Consider the following 20,292-nt stretch of genomic DNA (forward strand, 5'->3'; position numbering starts at 1 on the left):
CATGGAACCATTGGGTGTTGACACCAGTTGTCGCTATGGGCGGATATCATCAGGGTCGAGGTAAATACCTGGATGGTACTTTTCAGTTCCGATTGGAGTTGAGTCTAGACTATCAGTTTGCCAATAAGTCGCGTTTCGGACTGAAAATTGCCCACATCTCTAATGCCTACACGAAACAGGAAGATCCGGGAGAGGATGAGATTATGCTGAATTATTCCATGCCCTTGTCGTTCGGCAAAAACACATGAACACCCTTGGATGTTGGTAAGCCAGCTTGTCGCTCAGCATTATCACAACAGTTTCGGAAATTGACTAGGTGGCAACATTGAATCGCGACACTCTGCTGCGAGTACGACCGGTTCGATTATACTGAGTAGTTGCCCAATGACCGCTTACGCTGCGATCCTGTCATTGGAAGTAACGCGCACACCGGGGATAGATACCTGCGCAGACCAAGGTGATATTTTTTGTTCGTAAACAATGGCTGGTATACATCTTTTTTCGAAGAAAATTTAATGATGAGGAGTTACAGTATACAATCCCATCAACGTCCAGGCTTGCCATAAATGCACTAACCGTTTGATTGGCATGGCTGTCGAGTATACAACCATGTTTCAGTCATACACAAGACCACAGTGCGGGCATTGGGTGGGGCGATAGCGCTCAGGAGCTCTGGCCAGGGTGTCACAGTGATTCTTCAGGGCGGGGATATCAGCTACAATCCGATACAAGGGCGGACCTCCTATGGGTTTGGTTATCGTGAAAGCCTAATTCACTTCCCACGATAACAAAGAGATTCCGCCTTTTTTTATATCCTCTGCGTCCCGCGCTTTACAAGAGGCCACGCTCCAACCCTCTCCGAATGACCGTGGGATAATGCGCCGCCCTCCTAATCAAATAACGAAAGACGTAACAGGATGCCCGGAGAGCATGCAAAACCTCGCTTTGACCGTCGTGGATGGGAGATAGTGGGGCGCAAAGGTAGAATCACCCTGATCCATTCCGATTCCGGTATACTGGCTATCGGCAAAAATCCGCAGAGATCCCCCAAGATGTAAGTCCTGCGGTTTCAGGTCAGCGAAAGGAGAAAAAGCATGTCAGAAATCATCGAGTACGAACGCCTCACAGACATCTCCGATATCGGTACACAGAATGCGGAAGAGCAACTGGCGTTGTCGTTATCGGCACATCGCGCGGCCCTGACACCGAGAGAGGAACCCGATGAGGATGCTCAAGGGAATCGCTACTGCCTCGATTGTGCGGAGGTGATTCCGCCGGAGCGTGTGAAAGCGGTGCAGGCCGTGCGTTGTGTGATCTGTGTCAGCAAACGGGAGCAATTTACCAAGCTCTCCAGAAGCCGCGGTGGTGCCGGCCAGGCGATGAGTAATGAAATTGAATAAGCGGCACTGTTCTCTGACTATGCGGAAGGTATGGTCCGCCTGCGACGGATGGTGACGGGAACCACTGCCTTGGTGACTACTTCAGTTTGCACTACAGGTTTCGGTGTTTCAGGGAGGCGCAAATCGCGTGGATAGAAAAATACCGGTCTGGATGGACGGATTTCCGGGTCCTTTCGGAGGGGGGCATGGTCGGTCATTTTATCATCAGGCTGTTTTGACAATGATTCCCTGGGGTGACTCCCGTGATGGCCAAATTGCGGAGCCCTGAGGGTGGAATGTTCCTTCATGTTTTACTGCCTCCCATCCTTACTGCTGTTCTGCTGCGAGATCCGAGGATGCGACATGTGTCAGGATAAGCTGAACCGCATCCCCTACCGTTTCAATAGAAGTGACGGCATGCTCGGGCACGTTGGCACCTAAGCGTTCTTCCAGAGCCATGATCAACGCCATACTATCCATGGAATCCAGATTGAGATCTTCGAAAAGCCGGGCAGATTCCGCCACCCGCGCGCTATCGATGGCAAACTGTTTGGTAATCACGGCTTTGATCTGGTCTAAGGCCAATTTATTAGAATTCATGTTTACAGTATTTGGGTGCATGACTACGCCTTTTCAAGAGTTGACATCGATTCCTTGAATAGAGTGCAAGAATTTTAAGGCTTATAGCTATCGATAATTGTGATGCTGCTTCAAGAGACGGACTGCGTGCGGAGATTTGTCAATGACGCATCCTGAACTTGCGTTTAGAGCAATGGTTTTCTTTGGGTTTTGCTGCTGTTACAGATATCCCCTCCCCCCGCAAAGTGTACACGGGCGTATGCCATGCTTGAGGTCATAGCATACGCCCCCAATTCCATCACTCAGGGATGATAGACCGGAAGGATCATGGTCTTGCTGACCATCACGTTGAAGAGGTAGCCGGGATGAATCTTGATGGTGGGTGCCAGAGACAGATTCTTCTGAAGAATACCCGCCCCCACACTGTCCATTTCCTGCGCTACAGCACCCGTCGCTGTTTGCCCTGCACTCGGATTAGTCAAACTGCTGGACTGCTGGGGTTGCGCCAACTGCGCGCCGGCACCGATGATGGATATCAGGAAGGCTGAACCAAAAATACGGAAGTAATGGTTATCCGTGATTTCACTGAAACCAGCCTGTCCCAGACCATCCACACCGCTCATCCCCTCAAGGTCCACCGTCTCACCGTTCGGGTAAATGACGCGACTCCAGGCCACCAGCACGCGGCTCTGACCATATTGAACGCCGCTGTCGTAGACACCGATGAGCTTGCTACCCTGGGGGATAACCACCTCGTCGGGATTCAAGCTGTTGTAGACGTTCTGGCGGACCTGTGCCGTGATCTCACCCGGCAACTGGCTATTAATGCCGGTCACCATCACTGCTGGGATCACGCTACCACCGAAGAGCTCGCTGCGGCTGCGCGGACGATGCAGATGGGCATTCAGATAGCCCGAGGCTTTTTTGTCCTGTGCCGAAGCAAAGTCCGTATTAGCTTTCGCGCCATTCTGGGTTGATCCGGCACCGCCATTTACGCCGGTCGCGCCTTGCAAGCCCATGGCGGCCAGTTTCTTTTTCAGCGCATCCACGGCTTCCGTCCCGCTGCTGCCCCCCTGCCCGGCCGTAGCTTGCGCACCTGCACCCCCGCCGGTACTGGAACCACCACCAGACTGCCAGGCGGAGGTATTCACCAGCGCGGATTGCCCCGCCAGATACTGGCCTTCGAGATCCTTGTAGTGCTGGGTGGTCAGCCAGAGGTGATACTTCTGCTCTGGTGTGAGCGGGGCTTTTTTGGGGGCCAACCCCGACGCTGCACGCGCGTTCAAAATAGAGGATGGATGTGAATGGGCTTTCGTGGATAACGTCGCTCCTACCGCAGTGGATAATGGAGATGGACGAATGGGATGGAGTGGGACCGAGGGAGCGTCTCCAGCTCCTGCCAACTGTGGGGTGTTATCTGCAGACTCTTTGCCGGGATGCACACCCGCCAGCATCACCCCGACAACGATCAGGGCTGGGATAATAACGCCAGCCGCTACAATGGCTTTCTTGCCGTTTTTGCTGAGACTCCGACCGCCTTTGACCTGTCCTTTGATATTGACGGTTGTTTTTCCATTACTCAGCTTGCCGGGACCATCCACGGTACCGCCCAGTTCCGAATCAATGGATGGTGCCGGTTGCCCGGTAGTCGCCTTGAGCGGAGCCGTCTCATCCGGTTGCGGATTGGCCCCCGTAGGGTTGTTAAGATCAAGCATGTTTTTCTCCTTTAAGCCGCCCGTGCTTACCAAAAGCTCGGCTGGCTGCCCGCATGGATGGTGACCACCTGCTTATGACTGCCCGTGCCGAGTAGCAGTTTTGCTTCGTGGAATAGCTGATCAATGACGTAGTAACCGCCGATCATCTGAAAGTTGGTAAGCTGTTCCTTCCCGTTTTCCATGACAAAAACCGCAGGGGCATTGTGATATTTGATGTTGGCTGGCATCTGCAAATAGACCTTGCCGGCCGCTGAAAAAACCCGTATCGGACGGTATTCATGAGGACCGGTGACATAGTAGGTAAAGTCCAGGTCCGCAGGATTGATATTGGGCAAAGTCATAGTCGATTGACGCTGGACCATGGCGGCTGCCTGCTGCTGCATCTGCACGCCGACAACCGCCTTGTTCCATTCCTGCTGCGGATTATAAAAACCTACGGTCGGGACGTATTTACCCTTGTCGCTGACCAGCGTCAGGTCGTAAATTTTGCCATTGGTGGCGGCAATGACCAGGTTGGTGGTGATGTCCTTCTGCATGGGGCGCACCAGTACCACAGCCTGATTGCCGAGCTGCAAGTTGGTCGATGTCCACCGGATCTTGTCGCCCAGCGCGGATCCCGCGATTTTCTCCCCGGGCAAGAGCTTGATAATGGTCGTGTGCAACGGCGAACACAGCACCGTCGGCGCACTCTGGCCGTAGGGATACAGCACCTCACCATTGTTCCCGGCGATGGCCGAAGCGGTACCGGTATCGTGCCAAATCTGGGAGGCCTGCCGGATAGCCTGCTGTACGGTTTTCGTGGAGGCCGTGCCAGGTACCACTTCATGGGTCAGGTTGTGATACAACTGGCCTGAGTTTTCAGGGGCAGCAAAAGCCAGAGTGCTGCTTACGAGTGCCAGTGTCGAAAATGCGATGACTGAATGTTTCATGGGATGCTCCTCAATTGCCGTAGGTTTGTGTCCAGGTTAAGGACTTGATGTAGATGCCCAGCGGATTCAGCATGGACGCGGTTCGGGTGTTGATCAGCTTTTGATCGACGCCGACCGTGACATTGGCCTTGTAGTCTCTTTGCTTGCCGCCCTTGCCGCTCAGGTATCGTGTTTCTGTCCAGGTGATCTGGTAGGTGCCTTTTGAGATAGGCAACAAGCTGGTGATATGCGGGGAGACGACATAGCCTGCATTCGTGGTCCATGCCTTTTTGTACCAGCCGTTCAATTCCGCAGCGACCTGCTTGGAAGACATGGCATAGACCTTGGCCAGCAATTCTTGTTGGGCCACGGGGGAGGCCAGCATGGATCGCCAGTTCCAGACCCAACTTGAAATCTGTGACTCCATGATTCGTTGTGTCACCGCATTACCCGCTACGGGTGCTGCCACCTCCAAGGGATCGCCCATGTGGTCCAGGGTAACGACAAACGGCACGATTTTGCTTTGCGCACCAATATAAGCCACGCCACAAACGGCGATGGCGGCAATGCCGATGGCAGCGAACGCGACCATTTTCCAGCTATGCTTGCCGCTGATCTGATCGCCATAGCGCTCATCCCATTCGCGTCGGGCATTGAGGTAGGGGTTGTTGGTGACGTTTCCGGCGCGGGTAGGTGGTTCGCCTTCTCCGCTGCTGCTGCTTTTGTGCTTCTTCATTAAGGCCATGGTTCTCTCCAGTGGAAGTTGTTCTCCATCTGGTAATGGCCATCGGGGACCTGTTTGTGGTCGGGCGTGAGAATCAAGTCGCCGCGCAGATCGGGCTTCTATTCCCGCGCAAACTTGTTGAACTGTTGAACAATGATTGACGCTCGCGACGTGCGATTATAATATGATAGCCTCTTATCAAGATTGAACGGGTAATCATATGGAAGTCGTACTCAGAAAATATGGCAACAGCACGGTTGCAGTGCTCCCGCCACCCGTGCTGAAAGATCTCCGCCTGTCAGCCGGTCAGTCCATGACGCTTAACACGACAGAGGATGGGAAAATTGTGCTTGCCCGCAAGCGCAAGTATGTCTTGGCGGATCTCATTGCGCAGTGTGACCCGAAGGTCCCGCCGCCCGCAGACCTTGCGTTATGGAATGCGGCGAAACCGGTAGGGCAGGAAGTGTGGTAATGCCCGTCTTTGACCGTGGTGATGTAGTGAACGTGCCGCTCGATCCTGCTATGGGACATGAACAGAAAGGTACCAGACCAGCTTTGGTTCTCACTTCAAAGGCGTTCAATCAACTCGGCGACGTGCTGGTCGCGCCCATTACGCAAGGCGGCGACTTTTCACGCTATGCCGGATTTGCGGTGAGCCTGACGGGAACTGGCTGCAAAACCCAAGGGGTCGCCCTCATCAACAAAATGAGAATGCTCGACCTAAGCGCTCGAAAAGCACGGAAGATAGAGAACGTACCGCAGGTGGTGATGGATGACGCCATCGGGCGTCTTATGGCGCTATTCGATGTCTAACGCCTGAAGTAATGGGTATCAGATCATCGGGTTAACATCAAAGGTTTCTGAGGAGGCCAATGAGCACACTGACCGTGACAGCTAAGGGGCAAGTGACCTTACCAAGAGATGTTCTGCGGCATCTTGGTGTTCACCCTGGCGAGAAAATCACTGTCGACAAGCTACCCGACGGACGCATCTCCGTGCAGGCCGCGCGGCCGACAGGCCAAATTTCAGATGTTTTCAACTGCCTGAAGCGGGAGATCGGGCCATCCTTGTCGATTGAAGAGATCAACAACCTGACTGCCCAGGCATGGGCAGGTAAACGGTGAAAATCACAGCCGATACCAAACGTTCTTGTTCGTGCTATCACCGGTGATGACCTGCAGCAAAGTGAAATCGCCCAAGCCGTGTTGGCGAATGCCTCTGTGGTCGCTTTGCCACTCCCCGTACTCTGCGAATTGGTCTGGGTTCTCTCCCAAGGATACAAAATCCCCGCAATCGAAATTGGAGAAGCCATCCGACACTTGATCAATAGTGTGAATGTCTCGGCAAATCGACCGGCCGTGGAGGCTGGGCTGGCTTTACTGGATCTTGGAGGCGACTTTGCCGATGGGGTGATCGCTTATGAAGGAAGCTGGCTTGGCGGTGAAACTTTTGTCTCATTTGACCGGAAGGCGGTTAAGCTGATTGAGGCGCAAGGCGAATCCGCGCGACTGCTCTCCTGAAACAATAAATAGCCTAAATAAAAAGCCCGGACATGCCGGGCAACTTCTAGGAGATAAGATAAAACGGGATCATTCGGTATGGCGAATGTTGGGACCGCCCATGCCGCCACCACCGCCATCATGGGGCAATCCACGCGCAAATTTATCCTTGATCTTCTGCAGGCTATCCATGCGTTGTTCATGGTTCGTGCGCTGATCGAATCGCGCGCCTTCTGTTTGGGTGAAGCCGCCACGACTCGGTCCACCGCCCCCGCCGATACTATCACCGCCGGGGGTACTGGCCGGATTCGCACTGGTATTGCCACCTGGCGCGCTGTTGGTGCTTCCGCCACTCTGGGATGCCGTGCTCTGGCTGCTGCCGGCATCATTCCGACCACTGTCATTGCCTGTGCCGGTATCCTGGCGACCCATTTGCGCAGAGCTGCCGCCATCCGGTCCCGATCCACCCAGTCGCTGACCAGAGGGTGAAGCGCTGGCATCGGGTGCCGCACCCAGACCTACGCTATTTCCTTTTTCAGGCACAGTGGCATGCTGCTCACGGACTCTGTTTGCCAAGTTGCCGCCAGATGTCCCTGCACCATGGCCTTGGACCGCTTTATCGCCCAGATTCTGAGCAATGTCATTGGCTCCGGGTCCGCTCCTGCCGTGGAACTTGTCCTTTGCCATGCCCTTCAAGGCTTGTGCGCCATGCTGACCTGCTGTGGCCATGCCTTTGCCAGCCTGGCTTACAAGACCGCCTAGGCCGCCGACTGCTTTCGCTGCTGTTTGCGAACCTTTGCTGGCCCCAGGACCGCCCAGTCCCAGAATGCCTGATTCGCCAGCGGCACCCGCACCTTCCGTAAAGGCTGCGCCCAGCCCCTTCATGCCGCCCATGGTGGAGTTTGCGGATATGCCCAAAGCGCCTGCCGCTTTGCCCGCACCGATGGCAGAATTCGCCAAAGATGCGCCGCCCATGGCCGCACCAGCACCGGCTGCGACGACACCGCCGCCGATGGCTGCAGCGGCGGTCCCTACATTGCCGAGGGACATGGAGGGGGAGCCGTTCATGAATGAGCCCGCCAGACTGGGAACCATCATGGCGAGGGCAGCAAAGAGCAGGGAACCCATTGCTATATCAAAGTCATGAGCAAGATGAACTCCACTGGCGCTTGTAAGGTAAGCCAGCCATACTCCGGCCATTTTTATGCCCAAGCCGGCTATCAGTTCAATAACCATCAACTTGACACCGATGCTCACGGCGTATCCATAGTATTTTTCTCCCCATTGCGATGTCCATCTGCTTCCCATAAAGCCCAGCATGACGGCTCCAGCGCCAAGGACGATATAACTTTCAATAAGAGTGATCAGCATCTGGGCGGCGATGATAACAAAAGCTATAAGGATGAAAATAGCGGCCAATGTTATTGGGAATAGCGCGCCGATCTCGTTCCCTAAACTCATTTTACTCAGACCGTTGAATAGCTGCACAACCATCTGAATGCCCTGATCGACAAAGGTGCCCGGGCTGGCGGTAGAAACTTGTGGAACACCCCCGATAGTGGCACCCATTTGCATGAAGGAATTGATAATATCTGGGATGTATGTTGGTGCTCCCTTTAGCAAAATAAAGAAAAAAAACGACAGGCTAACAATCTTCAAGAACGTTGAAGCGATAAAATCTGGCAGGTCATTCTTGCGCAGGAGGTAGGTCGCACCAGACCAGACAAACTCCAGAACCGCGAGGAGTCCAAAAAGATTTGAGGCATATCCTATGGCTATGTCCATCCACCCTGTGGTGGCTGTCCTGAATTGTCCTGCTAAGCTGGTTATTTGTGCTACGTCCGTCATTTCGGTCTCCGTCTTGGCTGGTTTGCTATCTACTAATGGCCATCGGGAACCTGATTGTGGTCGGTTTGTGCGATCTTCAAAATGAAAAAGCCCGGACATAGCCGGGCATATGAATGATTGGGGTGAAAGTCGTTGTTGATGAGCGGTTATGATGCTGGAACTGGTGCTCCCCTGCCTGCCGGTAGCTTCGTCGGGATAGGGCCGAGATTCGCGGCGCTTCTCGCAAAATCGTAATCTAATTCGCCCCCGCCTCCCACTTCTGTGCAGGACTGGTCATGCTGTTGAGTGGCAATAGGCTGCTTTGCGCACCATTTATTCTCTGCACTTCGGGCAGCGGGATGCTTTAGATACCAACCTGCGCTGTGCCCGCTATCTGGACCATTGTCGTGACCATTATTCGCGCAACCTGACAGGACTAATGCCATACCCAACATGACACCCAGACTGATGAATCTTTTACTCATTCCTATCCTCCTCCTGTGTTCACATAAGCCTGATAAATTGTTCAAGATACTGGAACTGGTGCTCCCCTGCCTGCCGGTAGCTGCGTTGGAATAGGGCCGAGATTTGCAGCGCTGGCCGCAAATGCGCTATCGACTGTCGCAGTTGCCCCAAGGCTTGTGCTTTCTCGCTGCGATTCATAAGCCCCCTGGGCGGTAGCTTCGGCCATGACATCCTGCTGCAACTCCTGAATCTGGCTGACCTCAATACCGGCAATACCGGCCGCCGCTTCAATGGCACCCTTACGACCCGCTGCGGTCTTGCTGGCATTCACCAGTGTCTGCGTTTCGGTTTGCGTATTGGAAAACTGACCGGACTGCAAATGGAACTGACGCAGCATGGTCTTGATCTGATTATCTGTATTCGCGTTCCAACTACTTAATGATTGTGAGTAGCTGCTGCCCAGCGGGGGCATCCCGTTACCGTACAGGTTGTTGAAGTTCGTCCCGATGTTCTGAGCAGCATAGGACAAACCTTGCGCTTGCTGCTCAATGCTCATTAGCTGCGAGATCGGTGCCGTCACCGAGCTCCATAACTGCATCGGGACATTTTCCAGATTCTGCGCCTGATTAAAGACCATCTGGATCTGGTTCTCCACCGACTGCGCCTGTTTCGCCAGCGACATGACGGCCGTCACCTCCTGCACGATCTGCTCCGGCATCGTCGCGCCGCCGGTCAAAGTGCCTGCAAAAGCGGCAACCGGGGCCACCATAGCAAGGGATACCGTTGCTGCCAACACTAACTGTTTGGTATTCATGTTCTCTCTCCAGGCAATGAGCACGCTGCTCTCCTACCCCCTAATGGCCATCGGCGGCCTGTTTGCGCTCTCATGACAGCGGTACCGCCCGGGTCCGCCCTCGCGCACCACGCAGGATGGCTACCTGTTCACCGACGCTCAAGCCGGGATTTCCGATCTCGGGAACACCGATCAGCTGCCCCGTGTTCAGCCGCACCATGACTTCGGTACCGTGAATCTCGCCGGGGGTCAGGGCATGCCCTACCAGCATCCCGCCGACAAGGCCGAGGATCGCGCCAATCGCGTTACCACCGACCGCATATCCAATGGCGCCGCCACCGATGCCACCCATGGCGCCGTTCGCATTGGGTGCAGCAGAGTCCCTGATCTCAATGGGCATGGTTCGTATGACCACGCCCGTCTGCAAGGTCTGGGTACCCAGATTCTCGGTCGCGCTGTAATTCCGGTAGGACAACGGAGCAGTTGCGCAACCGCCAAGGGCCAACGTGGATGCCGCGACAAGGGCTAAAATCAGTTTGCTTTCCATCCTTCGATCCTCCATGAATACACCCCTTGCACAAAGCGAGGGAAATGGAGAATCAATGCTCCGGTTCCAGCATCACCGCCGTTCCGTAAGCCAGCACCTGCTCCATGCTCTGGCCCTTTCCGGAATCAAATTCGGCGGAGTCGAAGCGCATGCCGATAACCGCGTTGGCGCCCATGGACTCCGCCTGGGCCAACATCTGCCCGATGGCTTCATCGCGGGTTGCCATTACCATTTTGGCGAACCCGCCTTGTTCTCCACCAAAATTGGCCCGCAGGTTACCCATCCAGTTGCCGACAAAGGTGCGGGACTTGATGGACACCCCCATGACCGTGCCAAAGGTCTTGCTCACCCGGAAGCCCGGTATGGTATCCGTGGTGACGCATGATGTTTCATTGCTCATGATGTGTTGCTCCTGTTCGTGACTATTGCTTATCAAACAACGGCTAATTGACATCCACCTGCTCTAAAGCCCTTCTTTTCCCCGCATCCAAAGCGCCGATCAACACGTCCGCCGTGATCTCGGCCTTGTTCTGGATCAGCGCCTTGATCTGCTCATCAATGGTGTCCGGGATGGTGGGGATATAAATCTCGACCCGCCGGTTTTGGCCGATGCGGTACGCGCGATCTTCGGCTTGCGTCTGGTCAGCCGGTGTCCACGGGCGGGAGACAAAGAAAACATATGTCGCCGCTGTGAGATTGAGTCCAACGCCGGCAGCCTTGATGTTGGCCACAAACCAGCGGCACTCGGGATCATTCTGGAACTTTTGGACCGCTCGATCCCGCTGCTTGCGGGACTCCTTCCCGGTGAGGCGTACCGCTGTGCCTGCAGGTAACTGGTCCATAAACCATTCCACCGTCGCCTCGAAATTGCAGAAGATGATGGCTTTGGCGTCCTGCTGCAGATCTCCCAGCATTTCCAGAATGGGCTCCCGCTTCACCCGTTCCAGCCACTGCCTGCCCAGATTGATCTTCTGCAGGGGAATCAACGTGTCGTCGTCCATGAATCTGTTGTATTCCGTCATCTGCTGATCGCTGGCGGAAAGCAGGGGCTCTTGCCGAAATTTACCCTCCATGGTGAGCACATCGTCTTTCATGCGGCGAATCATCCATTCACTGATCCGATCGCCCAGACCTTTGCGGTCATTGCGTGATTTGGCAAAGTGTCCGGCAAAGGTCTTCACGTCCACGTCGCCGGCGGGGTGCCCGGAAAGCCGCAACAGGGTCCAGGTCTCTTCCGGCTTGTTGAGCATGGGAGTGGCCGTCAGCAGCCACTTGCGTTCCGCGCGTTTCGCCAGGTCGAACGAAGCCTGGGTGCGCTGGGCAGACGGCTCTTTCAGGTAATGTGCTTCGTCAAAGGCCGCGACGACGAATTTCCAGTCATGGGTTACCCCCTGCGAAGGGGTTGCACCCTGCGAGAGGTCGGCGTCCAGCCGTTCCATCAGCGCGCCCAACCGCTCGTAATTCACGATCAACCATTCCGGCTGCATGTCGGGTAATGCATTCTCGAAGATGAAGGGCTCTGCATCGGGAATCACCATCCTGATTTCCCGACCCCAGTTGTCTTTGAGGCTGGCGGGACAGACGATCACCTTTCCACCTGGGAGATGGCTGGCGGCAGATACCGTCTGGCGGGTCTTGCCCAAGCCCATATCATCGCCATTCAACGCGCTGGTGCGGGTCAGAAAGTGACGCACCCCGTCATTCTGGTGCGGCATGAGCGAACAGCGGGCTGCAATTTCGTCAATAACCGCATCTTTCACCGGCAGCAGAGCCATGGGCGCAAAGAAAGCGCGCTGAATAAGTTCTGCGCGTTCAGCCTTGGCCTTTTCAAGGGCATCCAGTTCTTCGCCGCTCGGGCCATCGCCGTTGGACTCAAGGGGTATCTCTGCACCACCTACCTGCAGCTTCACCCGCTCCGTCTCTACATCGTCGGCATCTACACCAACCAGGTACGGCGTCCAGCCGCCCGTGGCCTGGGGCAAACGATCCGGTTCTCCCCGTGCGCTGATGATGACGTAGCGGTCAGGCACGCCCACTTCTTCCAGTACGGCGAGCGCTGCAGCCCGATTGCCATGAATATCCCAGCCTTTGGTGCCGGCATTCCAATGCGCTTTCCGGGTGGCTTTCAGGAACGCCACGGTAGTGGTGTCATATGGAAACGAAAATGACCATTGACCATCCGGCGTTTCCATCAGCCTCGGTCGTACACACATGGCCCAGAAGGGTTCCTCATTGGCCATGGCTTTCGCCAAAATGGCTAACCCGATATCCCGTGGGTGCTGTGCTGGCCAGCCTTCGGCCAGTGCTTCAATGGTGGCGGTGGCTTTTATGAGTGGGCCAACCCATATTTTCTTCTCCGGCATCCAGCCAAAGTCATGGTTTTTGATGACCTCTTTGCTGCGGGGCGTGGAGTCCTGATCGTACTGAATCCAAAACCCCAGGCGCAGACCATCGCTGTACATTCCGCGCCAGAGGCTGGACGTGCTTGACTCTGGTAGAGTCCGTTCCATGTGTTCGCGTGATGCAGCCATATCACCCTCAAAAGAGATCTTCTCTCCAGGTAATGGCCATCGGGGACCTGTTTGTGGTCCCAGGTGGCCTTTTGATATGGCTTGCGTGAAGCGAAGGTTTGATGTGTTGGTGAGGTTGCCAACAGTCGGGTCCATTGGTATCATTAGGGCCATGAAAGCCAAAGAACTGATTCGTCGGCGCGTTGCTATTGCTGAAAATTGTTTCGCTGACATCGTGGTTTGGCATGTGCCCGAACCTGTACTTGGCAGTACGCATACATTCAAATATCGGTTAGCTTTTGTGGTCGATTGCCAATGTGTGTTGCGATATGACAATGAATCCGGGAAAGGGGATCACCGGCATATTGATGGCAAGGAATACCCCTATATATTTTCCAGTCCACGTCAATTGACGGCGGACTTCTTCGATGAAATTGCGAGGTGGCAGCATGAGCGTACTCACAATTGAGGTTCGCACTTTGGCTGAGACACTGGATGATGTGGCGCAGGCAATGGAAACCCTAACGCCATCGGAACCCCGCGTCAGCTTTGAAACGCCGGAATTGCTCTGGAAGGTGATGACAGCCAAACGTTGGGAGATATTAAAAGTCATGTCCGGAGCAGGCCCTTTAGCACTGCGAGAAGTCGCCCGGCGTTTGGATCGTGATGTGAAATCTGTGCATGCGGACACCCACGCTTTACTGAATGCGGGAGTGATCGACCGTTGCGCGGAAGGATTCATTTTCCCTTACGACGCGGTGCATGTAGATTTTCTGCTCAAGGCAGGCTGACCTTGTTCGTGTCGCCAACGCTGGGGTAAACTCCCGCTCAGATTATGAGCTTTCAGGAACAATCGGACTGCGTGAAACTACTTGTGGGTGATGATATTGCGGGGTCGCGCCACAGCCAAACAGATGCGAGATAGATATGCCCATGGCTGACACCACTAAAATTACCTGCAGTCAATGTCAGCACTTCTCGCCAGGCACCATAGCCGCGCAAAGTTTGGGGCAATGCGGAAAAACCAAGCAGGGTCTACCGCCCTCCAGCAAGTCGGATGATGGTTGCTTGGCCTGCTTCCCCAATGCACCCAGACGATGTGACTTGTTTGTGGCGGTGGTTACCACAAACTAACTGGGAGCATGGCGCACAATCCACGCCACAGCTTCTGGTACTGAACTGGCCAGATAAAAATACTCGCCCATCGGCCTGCCCCTATAACCTGATATCTAGGAACGAACGATAATCAGGCTGCGGTCCTTCAGTAGCCAGTAAAGTGGCCGACCATCGGCATAAGACCACCGCTTCAGCAGGCGCTCATTGATGACCGTAATATCTCTGTTGCCAGACTCCATGTGCTTCTCCTTAGAAATACCCCGAATCCTGAGTGGGTTTCTGCACTGGAAAAGGGCGTGGACAATGGGGATTTTCTCTGTGCAACGTCATCCCCATGCTATGCAGCGCCGACAGAAGGTATTCATCGTTGGCACGAATCCAGCCCTTGATCCAAGGGCTATCCTTGAGCACTTCCGGGTGTTTGTTCATGAGTAATTCCAGCAACTAACGGTTCTCATCGATGCGTTTGTAGATACCGCCCGAAGTCAGATTGAGGGCACTATAAATCTCCGTGCGCTTCCTTTTCATGCTTCTAAACATTTCAGCATCTCCTGCTTGTACTTGCATTATCATCAACCCTGCAATGCCACGATAACGTGAATCGCGCTGTAGGCCGTGATCGAAAAATGGTGGATGCCCGCTGTGGCCAGTGCGCGCTCAACGGCAGCAACCACTTCTTTCTGGGTACCGACCATCTTGCGCGGAGCCAGGTTTTTCCACGATACGACCGACCAGGTCGGTCGCGTCACCTGTTCCGGTGGGCGCGTCGATGCCTGTTCATTGGCAAACCCCATACAGACCGCAAAACGGTGTGCTGAATACGGGTTCATCGGCATGGGCGGCTGAGGGCTGGGCAAAGCCTTCGCGGGCTTGCCCCATTGCCAACCTTTTGGTAACACGGGAGCTGATGGTGGCGTCATGACCCGCTTCATGGCGGGCGGAGCTACTAGAGGGGGCGCGTACATAGGGTCAACAAAATAGAACATGGTAGTGCTCCTGGTTAAAGTATTCTGTTTCTGGTTTAGTAGGATTCCCAAAGAACAGCGGCGTCACTCTCGCCGCGCTCGCGCAGCCAGACGGCTGGCCATTGCCAATCGTGGGTTTCCCGTAGCTCACGGATATGGGCAATGTCTTCCTTGCCCGACGCGCCCACGAAGGCCAGTTCCGGACCAGACAAGCCCAACTCAAAGAGGCGCCGCCCATCGGGGTGCATCATGTAGTACTGGCGCTTCGGAATGGCGGAAGCCAGAATTTCAATCTGGCGGGCATTGAGTCCGATGGATTCGTACAAGGGCCGCAACTGGTCCGTCAGAGCCTCCGGATTCGGCAACAGAATCTTCGTCGGGCAGGATTCAAAGATGACATCCGCAATGCCGGACTTGATCAGATCGCTCAGGGACTGCGTTGCGAAGATAACTGCGACGTTGGCCTTGCGCAGCACCTTGAGCCATTCCCGAATCTTGGCCTTGAAGGTGTCATGTCCCAGCATGACCCATGCCTCATCCAGGACCAGCAGCGTTGGCTGGCCTTTGAATCGCTGCTCAATCCGGTGGAACAGGTAAGTCAGTACCGGCAACAGGATTTTCTCCCCGAGATTCATCAGGTGTTCCATTTCAAACACCTGGAACACATCTTCCCCCAGCCCATCGCTCTCGGCGTCCAGCAGGTGCCCCGCCGGGCCTTTCAGGGTGTAGTAATTCAGTGCGCTGCGCAGCGTGTCATCCTGAATAACCGTCACCAGAGCGCCCAGAGTCCGCTGCCGCATTTCCGTCGTACTGGTCCCCAACTGGACGATGGCCCGATAAATTTCATCGCGCATGCGCGGCGTGATAGGGGTGTTTTTTCCCAGCTGCAACGCAACCAGACTTTCCACCCACTCGGCCGCCCAGGACTGCTCAGAGGGTTTGTCCACCCTGCCCAAGGGGCAGAACGCCAGATCGTGCGCGTCACCGGCGATATCGTAGTGCTGGCCACCGGCGGCACTGACCAGCGGGAACATGGAATAGCCCTTATCAAAGGCGAAGACCTGGGCATGGGCGTAACGGAACTGCTGAGCCACCAGCATGGCCAGCAATGTGGATTTGCCCATGCCGGTGGGACCCAGTATGACGGTATGCGCTAAATCGCCGGCATGTAGTGCAATACGGAATGGCGTGTTGCCATCGGTATTCGCGCGCATGAGGACCGGGCTGTGTGGCGGATAGAACGGGCAGGCGTTTTCATCGGGGCCTGCCCAGACATTGGTGAAGGGGAGAAGATGCGCCAGATTCAGGGTGTGAATCAGCGGTCGCCGTACATTGGCATAAGTGTTTCCGGGCATGGCACCCATCAGTGCCTCTACCGCGTTCACGTCTTCGATACGGACGCCGAAGCCGTGGTTTTCTATCACCTTCTGCACGTCACGAGCGATGTCCAGCACGTCTTTCTCACTTTCATGGGCGAGGAGAATGACGCTGGTGTAGTACCCGAAGCGCACTTCCCCACTGGATGCTTCGGCCATGGCAACGACGGTATCGTTAGTCTGTTGATCCGCGTGGATATTGATGTGCGTTGCCTGCCCGCCCTGACTCTCCCGGACCACATTGAGCGCAGATTTGCGTTTCTGGCTCCAGCGGCTGCGATAGCGGTTCAGCTGCTTTTCGGCATCCTGCGGATCCAGATAGATGAAGCGATTGGACCACCGGTAAGACACCGGGAGCCGTGACAGGAAGTCGAGAATCCCGGGTGAGGACATCGCCGGGAAGCCTTCGATGGCGAGTGCTGCGATATGCAGATTACCGATCTGCGGATTGAAGCCGGTCACCAGATTGTGCCGGCCGAGTACGGCGTCCAGATACATGGGCACCATGGAGAGCCGAAAGGGCCGGTTGTGGAAACTCACGCAATATTCGAGATATTGCAGGATCTCGCTGTTGATGATTTCACCGGTGTGCTCATCAACATGGTCTTCCATGCGCCGGATTTTCAGGAAACCCGAAAGCCGCCCCTGAATCTCCTTGATGCGCTCTTTGAATCGCTGCAGGTTATTGCTACCCGGCGAGCCTTTGTCTTCTCCATCAATCAGGAAGTCGCCCATCTTGGTGGCGGCATCCGGAGGAGGGAAGAAGGTGAGCGTCAGAACAAAACGACTGGTGTAGCCTGCATCTGCCGATTCGAAGCGCGCCCGGCGAACAGCGTCAATGAGGCGCGTAGTGCGATCGGGGAAGCTGCCTTCCGGGGCATAGCCAGGAGCGGGTATACGGATGGCATCGCAGTTCAGCACCCAGCCATCGCCCATGGATACGGCGGAATTGATGCGGTTGGACATCGCGGCCAGCTCCGCGTTGGTAGAAGAGTCCAGATCCGGGCCAGTGTAATAGAAGCCTGCCATCAGGCTGCCATTTTTGTTGAGCACGATGCCGTTATCGACCAGTGCCGCCCAGGGCAGAAGGTCAGGCAAGCCGTAGGCCTTGCTGCGAAATTCTTTTAAGGCACGCATGAAAAATCTCCTTGATTATTTGATGGCGCGATGGCGGGCAAAGGGCGTGGCCGATGCCGGATAATATTTCTTGTACTGAATGCTGCGCTTTCCGGTTTTGCTCAATATCGGGTCGTATTTGGCCAGTTGCGCCAAACCCCAGGTGCCAAAAACCCAAAGGACAATCCCGATGACGGCCGCCCAGAGTTGAGCCAGCGAAAAGATAAAAATACCGGCAAGGACTCCCAGCATGAGGACGAGGTTGCGCTCGCCCCCCAGAACCAGCATCGGTTTATGGAGGGATTGGTGGATGGAAATTTCTTGCCTGGGTGATTGGTCCATAAATATTTCTCCTGTGCCTAAAGATAAAGGCAACGGCCAGCAGATCAGGCCGCTACCGTCTTACACCAACGCCCCGGTCAGACCGAGATCGGTCAGGAAGGCATTGCCGAATACGATCATGGAGATGCCCAGCACGACGAACAGAGCCTTCTTGGCGATACCGCCCAACTCCTCCCCGAAGATGAGGGCCGCACCAGCCGCCAGGAACGCCACAATACTGATGGCGGTAGCGACAGGACCCGTCAGGTTGTTGGTCAGGTCCTGAATGGGGGTGTCCCATGGCAGTGATGTACCCGTCGTTTCCGCAAAAGCGGGGGCGATCGTCTGTAGGGCAACCCCCATCACCACCCCCGCCTTGAAATAAGTGTCACGGACTCCATTACTGAGCCGCTTGAGAAATGTTTTCATGTCTTGTCATCCTTTAATGGGATGGTGGCGAGCGCCATGCTCTCCACCTTTTTGCCTGAGTCGTGGCGAGCGCTATGCTCTCCACCTGGTAATGGCCATCGGGGACCTGTTTGTGCTGGCAGCCCGGAGACACATTTGCGTCTGCCGGGATGCTGGACTGCGGATTAGAACGACATGCGGTAGCCGATACGGTACTGGTCGGCACTCATATTCATGTCGGCTATGCCGCCACCGAAGGGCATGCTCTGGTACTGATAGCTGATCGTTGCGAATCCCGGACCAACCTTGGCATCGGCCCCAATACTGCCGCTGTAGTACAGGCCGCCCAGCGTATGCATGTTGCTGACCGCCGTGCCGAAGTCACGACCAAACGCACCACGGGCATCCAGTCCAATGGACGGGAAGACCTGATAGCTGACCTTGGCACCGCCATAGGCGTAGCCCGTATCCATGTGGCTGCCCTGCGGGTGAATACCGATATATCCGATACCAATCTCCGGCTTGATGGTCAGGTTGTGCTCGGGATGAATCAGGTATCCAGCGTTCAAGGAGCCGGTGAGAACAGAGCCGTCAATGGATGCGCCCGCACCACCGAAGACGCGCTGGCCGAAGTCCAGATTGCCGAAACGCTCGTGGGTGTGCAGGAAGCCGCCAGGCACACTGGAACCAACACCGCCGATATGGATACCGTAGTTTTCAAAACCGACCTGGGCGGAATAGTCGGCGGCCACGGCCAGACCAGAGAGAGACATGCCAGCGAGAGCCAGCGCGGCGATAACGAAATGCTTCTTCATGATGGAACCTCTTAGATGAAAAATAGGCGTTGTTGCCTATCCTCTAATGGCCATCGGTAACCTGTTTGTGCTGCCCCGGCACAAAAAAACCGCTCCTGTGAGCGGTGTCTTGGGGAGGGCAGATCGTGGTTACAGCATTTCAGTCATAAACTGACCATCCCGGAAACCCGTCACCTGCATGACTTCGTCGATAACACGTCCGGTGGATGTGCGCTTGATGCTGATCACGATGTTGACCGCTTCGGCTATCAACTCCGGGACAGGGGGAACATTGGCTTCCTGAATCAGCATGCTGACGCGGGTCAATGCGGCCCGCGCATCATTGGCATGAACGGTACCCACGCCACCCGGATGTCCCGTGTTCCAGGCCTTGAGCAAATCCAGCGCCTCTTTTCCCCGAACCTCACCGACAACAATCCGGTCCGGTCGCATACGCATGGTGGATTTTAGCAGACGGGTCATATCGATCTGGTCGGAGGTGCGGAAGGAAACGACGTTTGGCGCCGAAATTTGCAACTCGCGGGTATCCTCAATCACCACCACCCGATGCTCCGGTGTCTCGACACTGATAGCGTGTAGTATGGCGTTGGCCAGGGTGGTTTTGCCGGTACCGGTCCCGCCATTCACCAGAATATTTTTGCGGGATCTCACTGCGGAGATTATCAAGTCATGCTGTGTGGCCGTCATAATGCCCTTGTCCACATAATCCTTCAGCGTAAAGACCAGAAGTGCTTTTTTGCGAATGGCGAAGGTAGGCGCTTCGACGATGGGCGGGATTTGCGCCTCAAAGCGCGATCCATCCAGCGGCAATTCACCGGAGAGGATCGGGTTTTCCTTGGTGATGCTGGTATCCAGCATGGATGCCACGGTCTCAATCACCATCTTGGCCCGTACGGGATCCATCCGGGACCGGATTTCCATATCGCCGCCCAGCACATCCACCCAGATATTGCCGTCCTGATTCAGCATGATTTCAATGATGACCGGGTCCTGCAGATAACCCAGAATATCGTCGCCCAGCGTGCGGCGCAGGCTTTCGATCTGACGCTCCCGATAAACCTGTGCCTGGGTGCGGGTGTTTGTGCTCATGTGCGACTCCTGTCTGTTGGATATTATCCGTTGGCAGACAGGGTGACGCCTGTCGCCTTCTGGATGGCCTGCATGGCCGCCTGTGCTGCGTTGTCTCCCTGAAAATACCGACGAGACTGCAGCCAATGCGGCCATGTCCG

At 55.3% G+C, this 20,292-nt stretch carries 25 protein-coding genes; 8 read left to right on the forward strand and 17 right to left on the reverse strand.

Annotation, left to right across the window (positions count from 1 at the left end):
• Both Q0C48_RS02965 and Q0C48_RS02970 read left to right on the forward strand, forming a co-directional pair.
• On the forward strand, nt 1–248 hold a 248-nt coding region (locus Q0C48_RS02965; RefSeq protein WP_291521391.1), incomplete at its 5' end, for an acyloxyacyl hydrolase.
• A gap of 846 nt (nt 249–1,094) precedes the next feature.
• Nucleotides 1,095–1,400, forward strand: a complete 306-nt coding sequence (locus tag Q0C48_RS02970) for a hypothetical protein (RefSeq protein WP_291521392.1) — start codon at nt 1,095–1,097, stop codon at nt 1,398–1,400.
• Between the two features lie 306 nt (nt 1,401–1,706).
• On the opposite strand, the gene Q0C48_RS02975 is transcribed toward Q0C48_RS02970, so the two are convergent.
• The 4 genes from Q0C48_RS02975 to Q0C48_RS02990 all read right to left on the reverse strand — a co-directional run bounded on the left by Q0C48_RS02975 (nt 1,707) and on the right by Q0C48_RS02990 (nt 5,326).
• On the reverse strand, nt 1,707–2,000 hold the full coding sequence (locus tag Q0C48_RS02975) for a phosphopantetheine-binding protein (protein WP_291521393.1): 294 nt from the start codon (nt 1,998–2,000) through the stop codon (nt 1,707–1,709).
• A 260-nt stretch (nt 2,001–2,260) separates the two neighbouring features.
• Nucleotides 2,261–3,673, reverse strand: a complete 1,413-nt coding sequence (locus tag Q0C48_RS02980) for a TrbI/VirB10 family protein (protein WP_291521394.1) — start codon at nt 3,671–3,673, stop codon at nt 2,261–2,263.
• A gap of 26 nt (nt 3,674–3,699) precedes the next feature.
• Complete coding sequence (locus Q0C48_RS02985) at nt 3,700–4,602, reverse strand: TrbG/VirB9 family P-type conjugative transfer protein (RefSeq protein WP_291521395.1); 903 nt, start codon at nt 4,600–4,602, stop codon at nt 3,700–3,702.
• 10 nt (nt 4,603–4,612) lie between these two features.
• On the reverse strand, nt 4,613–5,326 hold the full coding sequence (locus Q0C48_RS02990; RefSeq protein WP_291521398.1) for a type IV secretion system protein: 714 nt from the start codon (nt 5,324–5,326) through the stop codon (nt 4,613–4,615).
• 199 nt (nt 5,327–5,525) lie between these two features.
• Between Q0C48_RS02990 and Q0C48_RS02995 the strand changes: the two genes are divergently transcribed.
• The 4 genes from Q0C48_RS02995 to Q0C48_RS14620 are packed head-to-tail and all read left to right on the forward strand — an operon-like array spanning nt 5,526 to nt 6,825.
• On the forward strand, nt 5,526–5,777 hold the full coding sequence (locus tag Q0C48_RS02995; RefSeq protein WP_291521400.1) for a hypothetical protein: 252 nt from the start codon (nt 5,526–5,528) through the stop codon (nt 5,775–5,777).
• Nucleotides 5,777–6,118: a type II toxin-antitoxin system ChpB family toxin gene (locus tag Q0C48_RS03000; protein ID WP_291521401.1), complete on the forward strand. Its 342-nt coding sequence runs from the start codon at nt 5,777–5,779 to the stop codon at nt 6,116–6,118. Before Q0C48_RS02995 ends, Q0C48_RS03000 begins: the two co-directional genes overlap by 1 nt.
• A 59-nt stretch (nt 6,119–6,177) precedes the next feature.
• Nucleotides 6,178–6,429, forward strand: coding sequence for an AbrB/MazE/SpoVT family DNA-binding domain-containing protein (locus tag Q0C48_RS03005; RefSeq protein ID WP_291521404.1), 252 nt, complete (start codon nt 6,178–6,180; stop codon nt 6,427–6,429).
• Between the two features lie 12 nt (nt 6,430–6,441).
• Complete coding sequence (locus tag Q0C48_RS14620) at nt 6,442–6,825, forward strand: type II toxin-antitoxin system VapC family toxin (RefSeq protein WP_366936988.1); 384 nt, start codon at nt 6,442–6,444, stop codon at nt 6,823–6,825.
• A gap of 69 nt (nt 6,826–6,894) precedes the next feature.
• Here Q0C48_RS14620 and trbL read toward each other — a convergent pair whose 3' ends face one another.
• From trbL to Q0C48_RS03035, 5 genes are all read right to left on the reverse strand, one after another.
• Nucleotides 6,895–8,751 (reverse strand): P-type conjugative transfer protein TrbL, encoded by a 1,857-nt coding sequence (gene trbL / locus Q0C48_RS03015; protein ID WP_366936987.1) that lies wholly within the window; start codon nt 8,749–8,751, stop codon nt 6,895–6,897.
• 406 nt (nt 8,752–9,157) lie between these two features.
• Nucleotides 9,158–9,910 (reverse strand): P-type conjugative transfer protein TrbJ, encoded by a 753-nt coding sequence (gene trbJ / locus Q0C48_RS03020; protein WP_291521410.1) that lies wholly within the window; start codon nt 9,908–9,910, stop codon nt 9,158–9,160.
• Between the two features lie 70 nt (nt 9,911–9,980).
• Nucleotides 9,981–10,436: a hypothetical protein gene (locus Q0C48_RS03025; RefSeq protein WP_291521413.1), complete on the reverse strand. Its 456-nt coding sequence runs from the start codon at nt 10,434–10,436 to the stop codon at nt 9,981–9,983.
• A 52-nt stretch (nt 10,437–10,488) separates the two neighbouring features.
• A complete protein-coding gene (locus Q0C48_RS03030; protein WP_291521414.1) occupies nt 10,489–10,836 on the reverse strand; it encodes a YbjQ family protein in 348 nt (115 codons plus the stop codon).
• 43 nt (nt 10,837–10,879) lie between these two features.
• Nucleotides 10,880–12,967, reverse strand: coding sequence for a DEAD/DEAH box helicase (locus Q0C48_RS03035; protein WP_291521416.1), 2,088 nt, complete (start codon nt 12,965–12,967; stop codon nt 10,880–10,882).
• A 151-nt stretch (nt 12,968–13,118) separates the two neighbouring features.
• On the opposite strand from Q0C48_RS03035, the gene Q0C48_RS03040 reads away from it, so the two are divergent.
• Together Q0C48_RS03040 and Q0C48_RS03045 are read left to right on the forward strand one after the other, a co-directional pair.
• Nucleotides 13,119–13,415 carry a DUF6516 family protein gene (locus Q0C48_RS03040; protein WP_291521418.1) on the forward strand — a complete coding sequence of 99 codons (297 nt, stop codon included), beginning with the start codon at nt 13,119–13,121 and terminating at the stop codon, nt 13,413–13,415.
• The gene (locus Q0C48_RS03045; protein WP_291521420.1) at nt 13,396–13,737 is read left to right on the forward strand and encodes a transcriptional regulator; all 342 of its coding nucleotides are present in this window, start codon (nt 13,396–13,398) and stop codon (nt 13,735–13,737) included. The genes Q0C48_RS03040 and Q0C48_RS03045 overlap by 20 nt, the downstream gene beginning before the upstream one ends.
• A 438-nt stretch (nt 13,738–14,175) precedes the next feature.
• On the opposite strand, the gene Q0C48_RS03050 is transcribed toward Q0C48_RS03045, so the two are convergent.
• From Q0C48_RS03050 to trbB, 8 genes are all read right to left on the reverse strand, one after another.
• Nucleotides 14,176–14,301: a hypothetical protein gene (locus Q0C48_RS03050; protein WP_291521423.1), complete on the reverse strand. Its 126-nt coding sequence runs from the start codon at nt 14,299–14,301 to the stop codon at nt 14,176–14,178.
• Nucleotides 14,302–14,311: 10 nt separating this feature from the next.
• Nucleotides 14,312–14,491 carry a hypothetical protein gene (locus tag Q0C48_RS03055; RefSeq protein WP_291521425.1) on the reverse strand — a complete coding sequence of 60 codons (180 nt, stop codon included), beginning with the start codon at nt 14,489–14,491 and terminating at the stop codon, nt 14,312–14,314.
• A gap of 143 nt (nt 14,492–14,634) precedes the next feature.
• Nucleotides 14,635–15,048, reverse strand: a complete 414-nt coding sequence (locus Q0C48_RS03060; protein WP_291521427.1) for a hypothetical protein — start codon at nt 15,046–15,048, stop codon at nt 14,635–14,637.
• A 35-nt stretch (nt 15,049–15,083) separates the two neighbouring features.
• Nucleotides 15,084–17,540, reverse strand: coding sequence for a hypothetical protein (locus tag Q0C48_RS03065; protein WP_291521429.1), 2,457 nt, complete (start codon nt 17,538–17,540; stop codon nt 15,084–15,086).
• A gap of 15 nt (nt 17,541–17,555) precedes the next feature.
• Entirely contained in the window at nt 17,556–17,861 is a 306-nt protein-coding gene (trbD, locus tag Q0C48_RS03070; protein ID WP_291521430.1) for a conjugal transfer protein TrbD, read from the reverse strand.
• A 60-nt stretch (nt 17,862–17,921) separates the two neighbouring features.
• Complete coding sequence (locus tag Q0C48_RS03075) at nt 17,922–18,269, reverse strand: TrbC/VirB2 family protein (RefSeq protein ID WP_291521433.1); 348 nt, start codon at nt 18,267–18,269, stop codon at nt 17,922–17,924.
• Between the two features lie 164 nt (nt 18,270–18,433).
• On the reverse strand, nt 18,434–19,063 hold the full coding sequence (locus Q0C48_RS03080) for a hypothetical protein (RefSeq protein WP_291521434.1): 630 nt from the start codon (nt 19,061–19,063) through the stop codon (nt 18,434–18,436).
• Between the two features lie 129 nt (nt 19,064–19,192).
• Entirely contained in the window at nt 19,193–20,152 is a 960-nt protein-coding gene (gene trbB / locus Q0C48_RS03085; RefSeq protein WP_291521436.1) for a P-type conjugative transfer ATPase TrbB, read from the reverse strand.
• Nucleotides 20,153–20,292 lie beyond the last annotated feature (140 nt).

It is taken from the genome of Acidithiobacillus sp., assembly GCF_023255755.1.
Lineage (GTDB): Bacteria > Pseudomonadota > Gammaproteobacteria > Acidithiobacillales > Acidithiobacillaceae > Acidithiobacillus.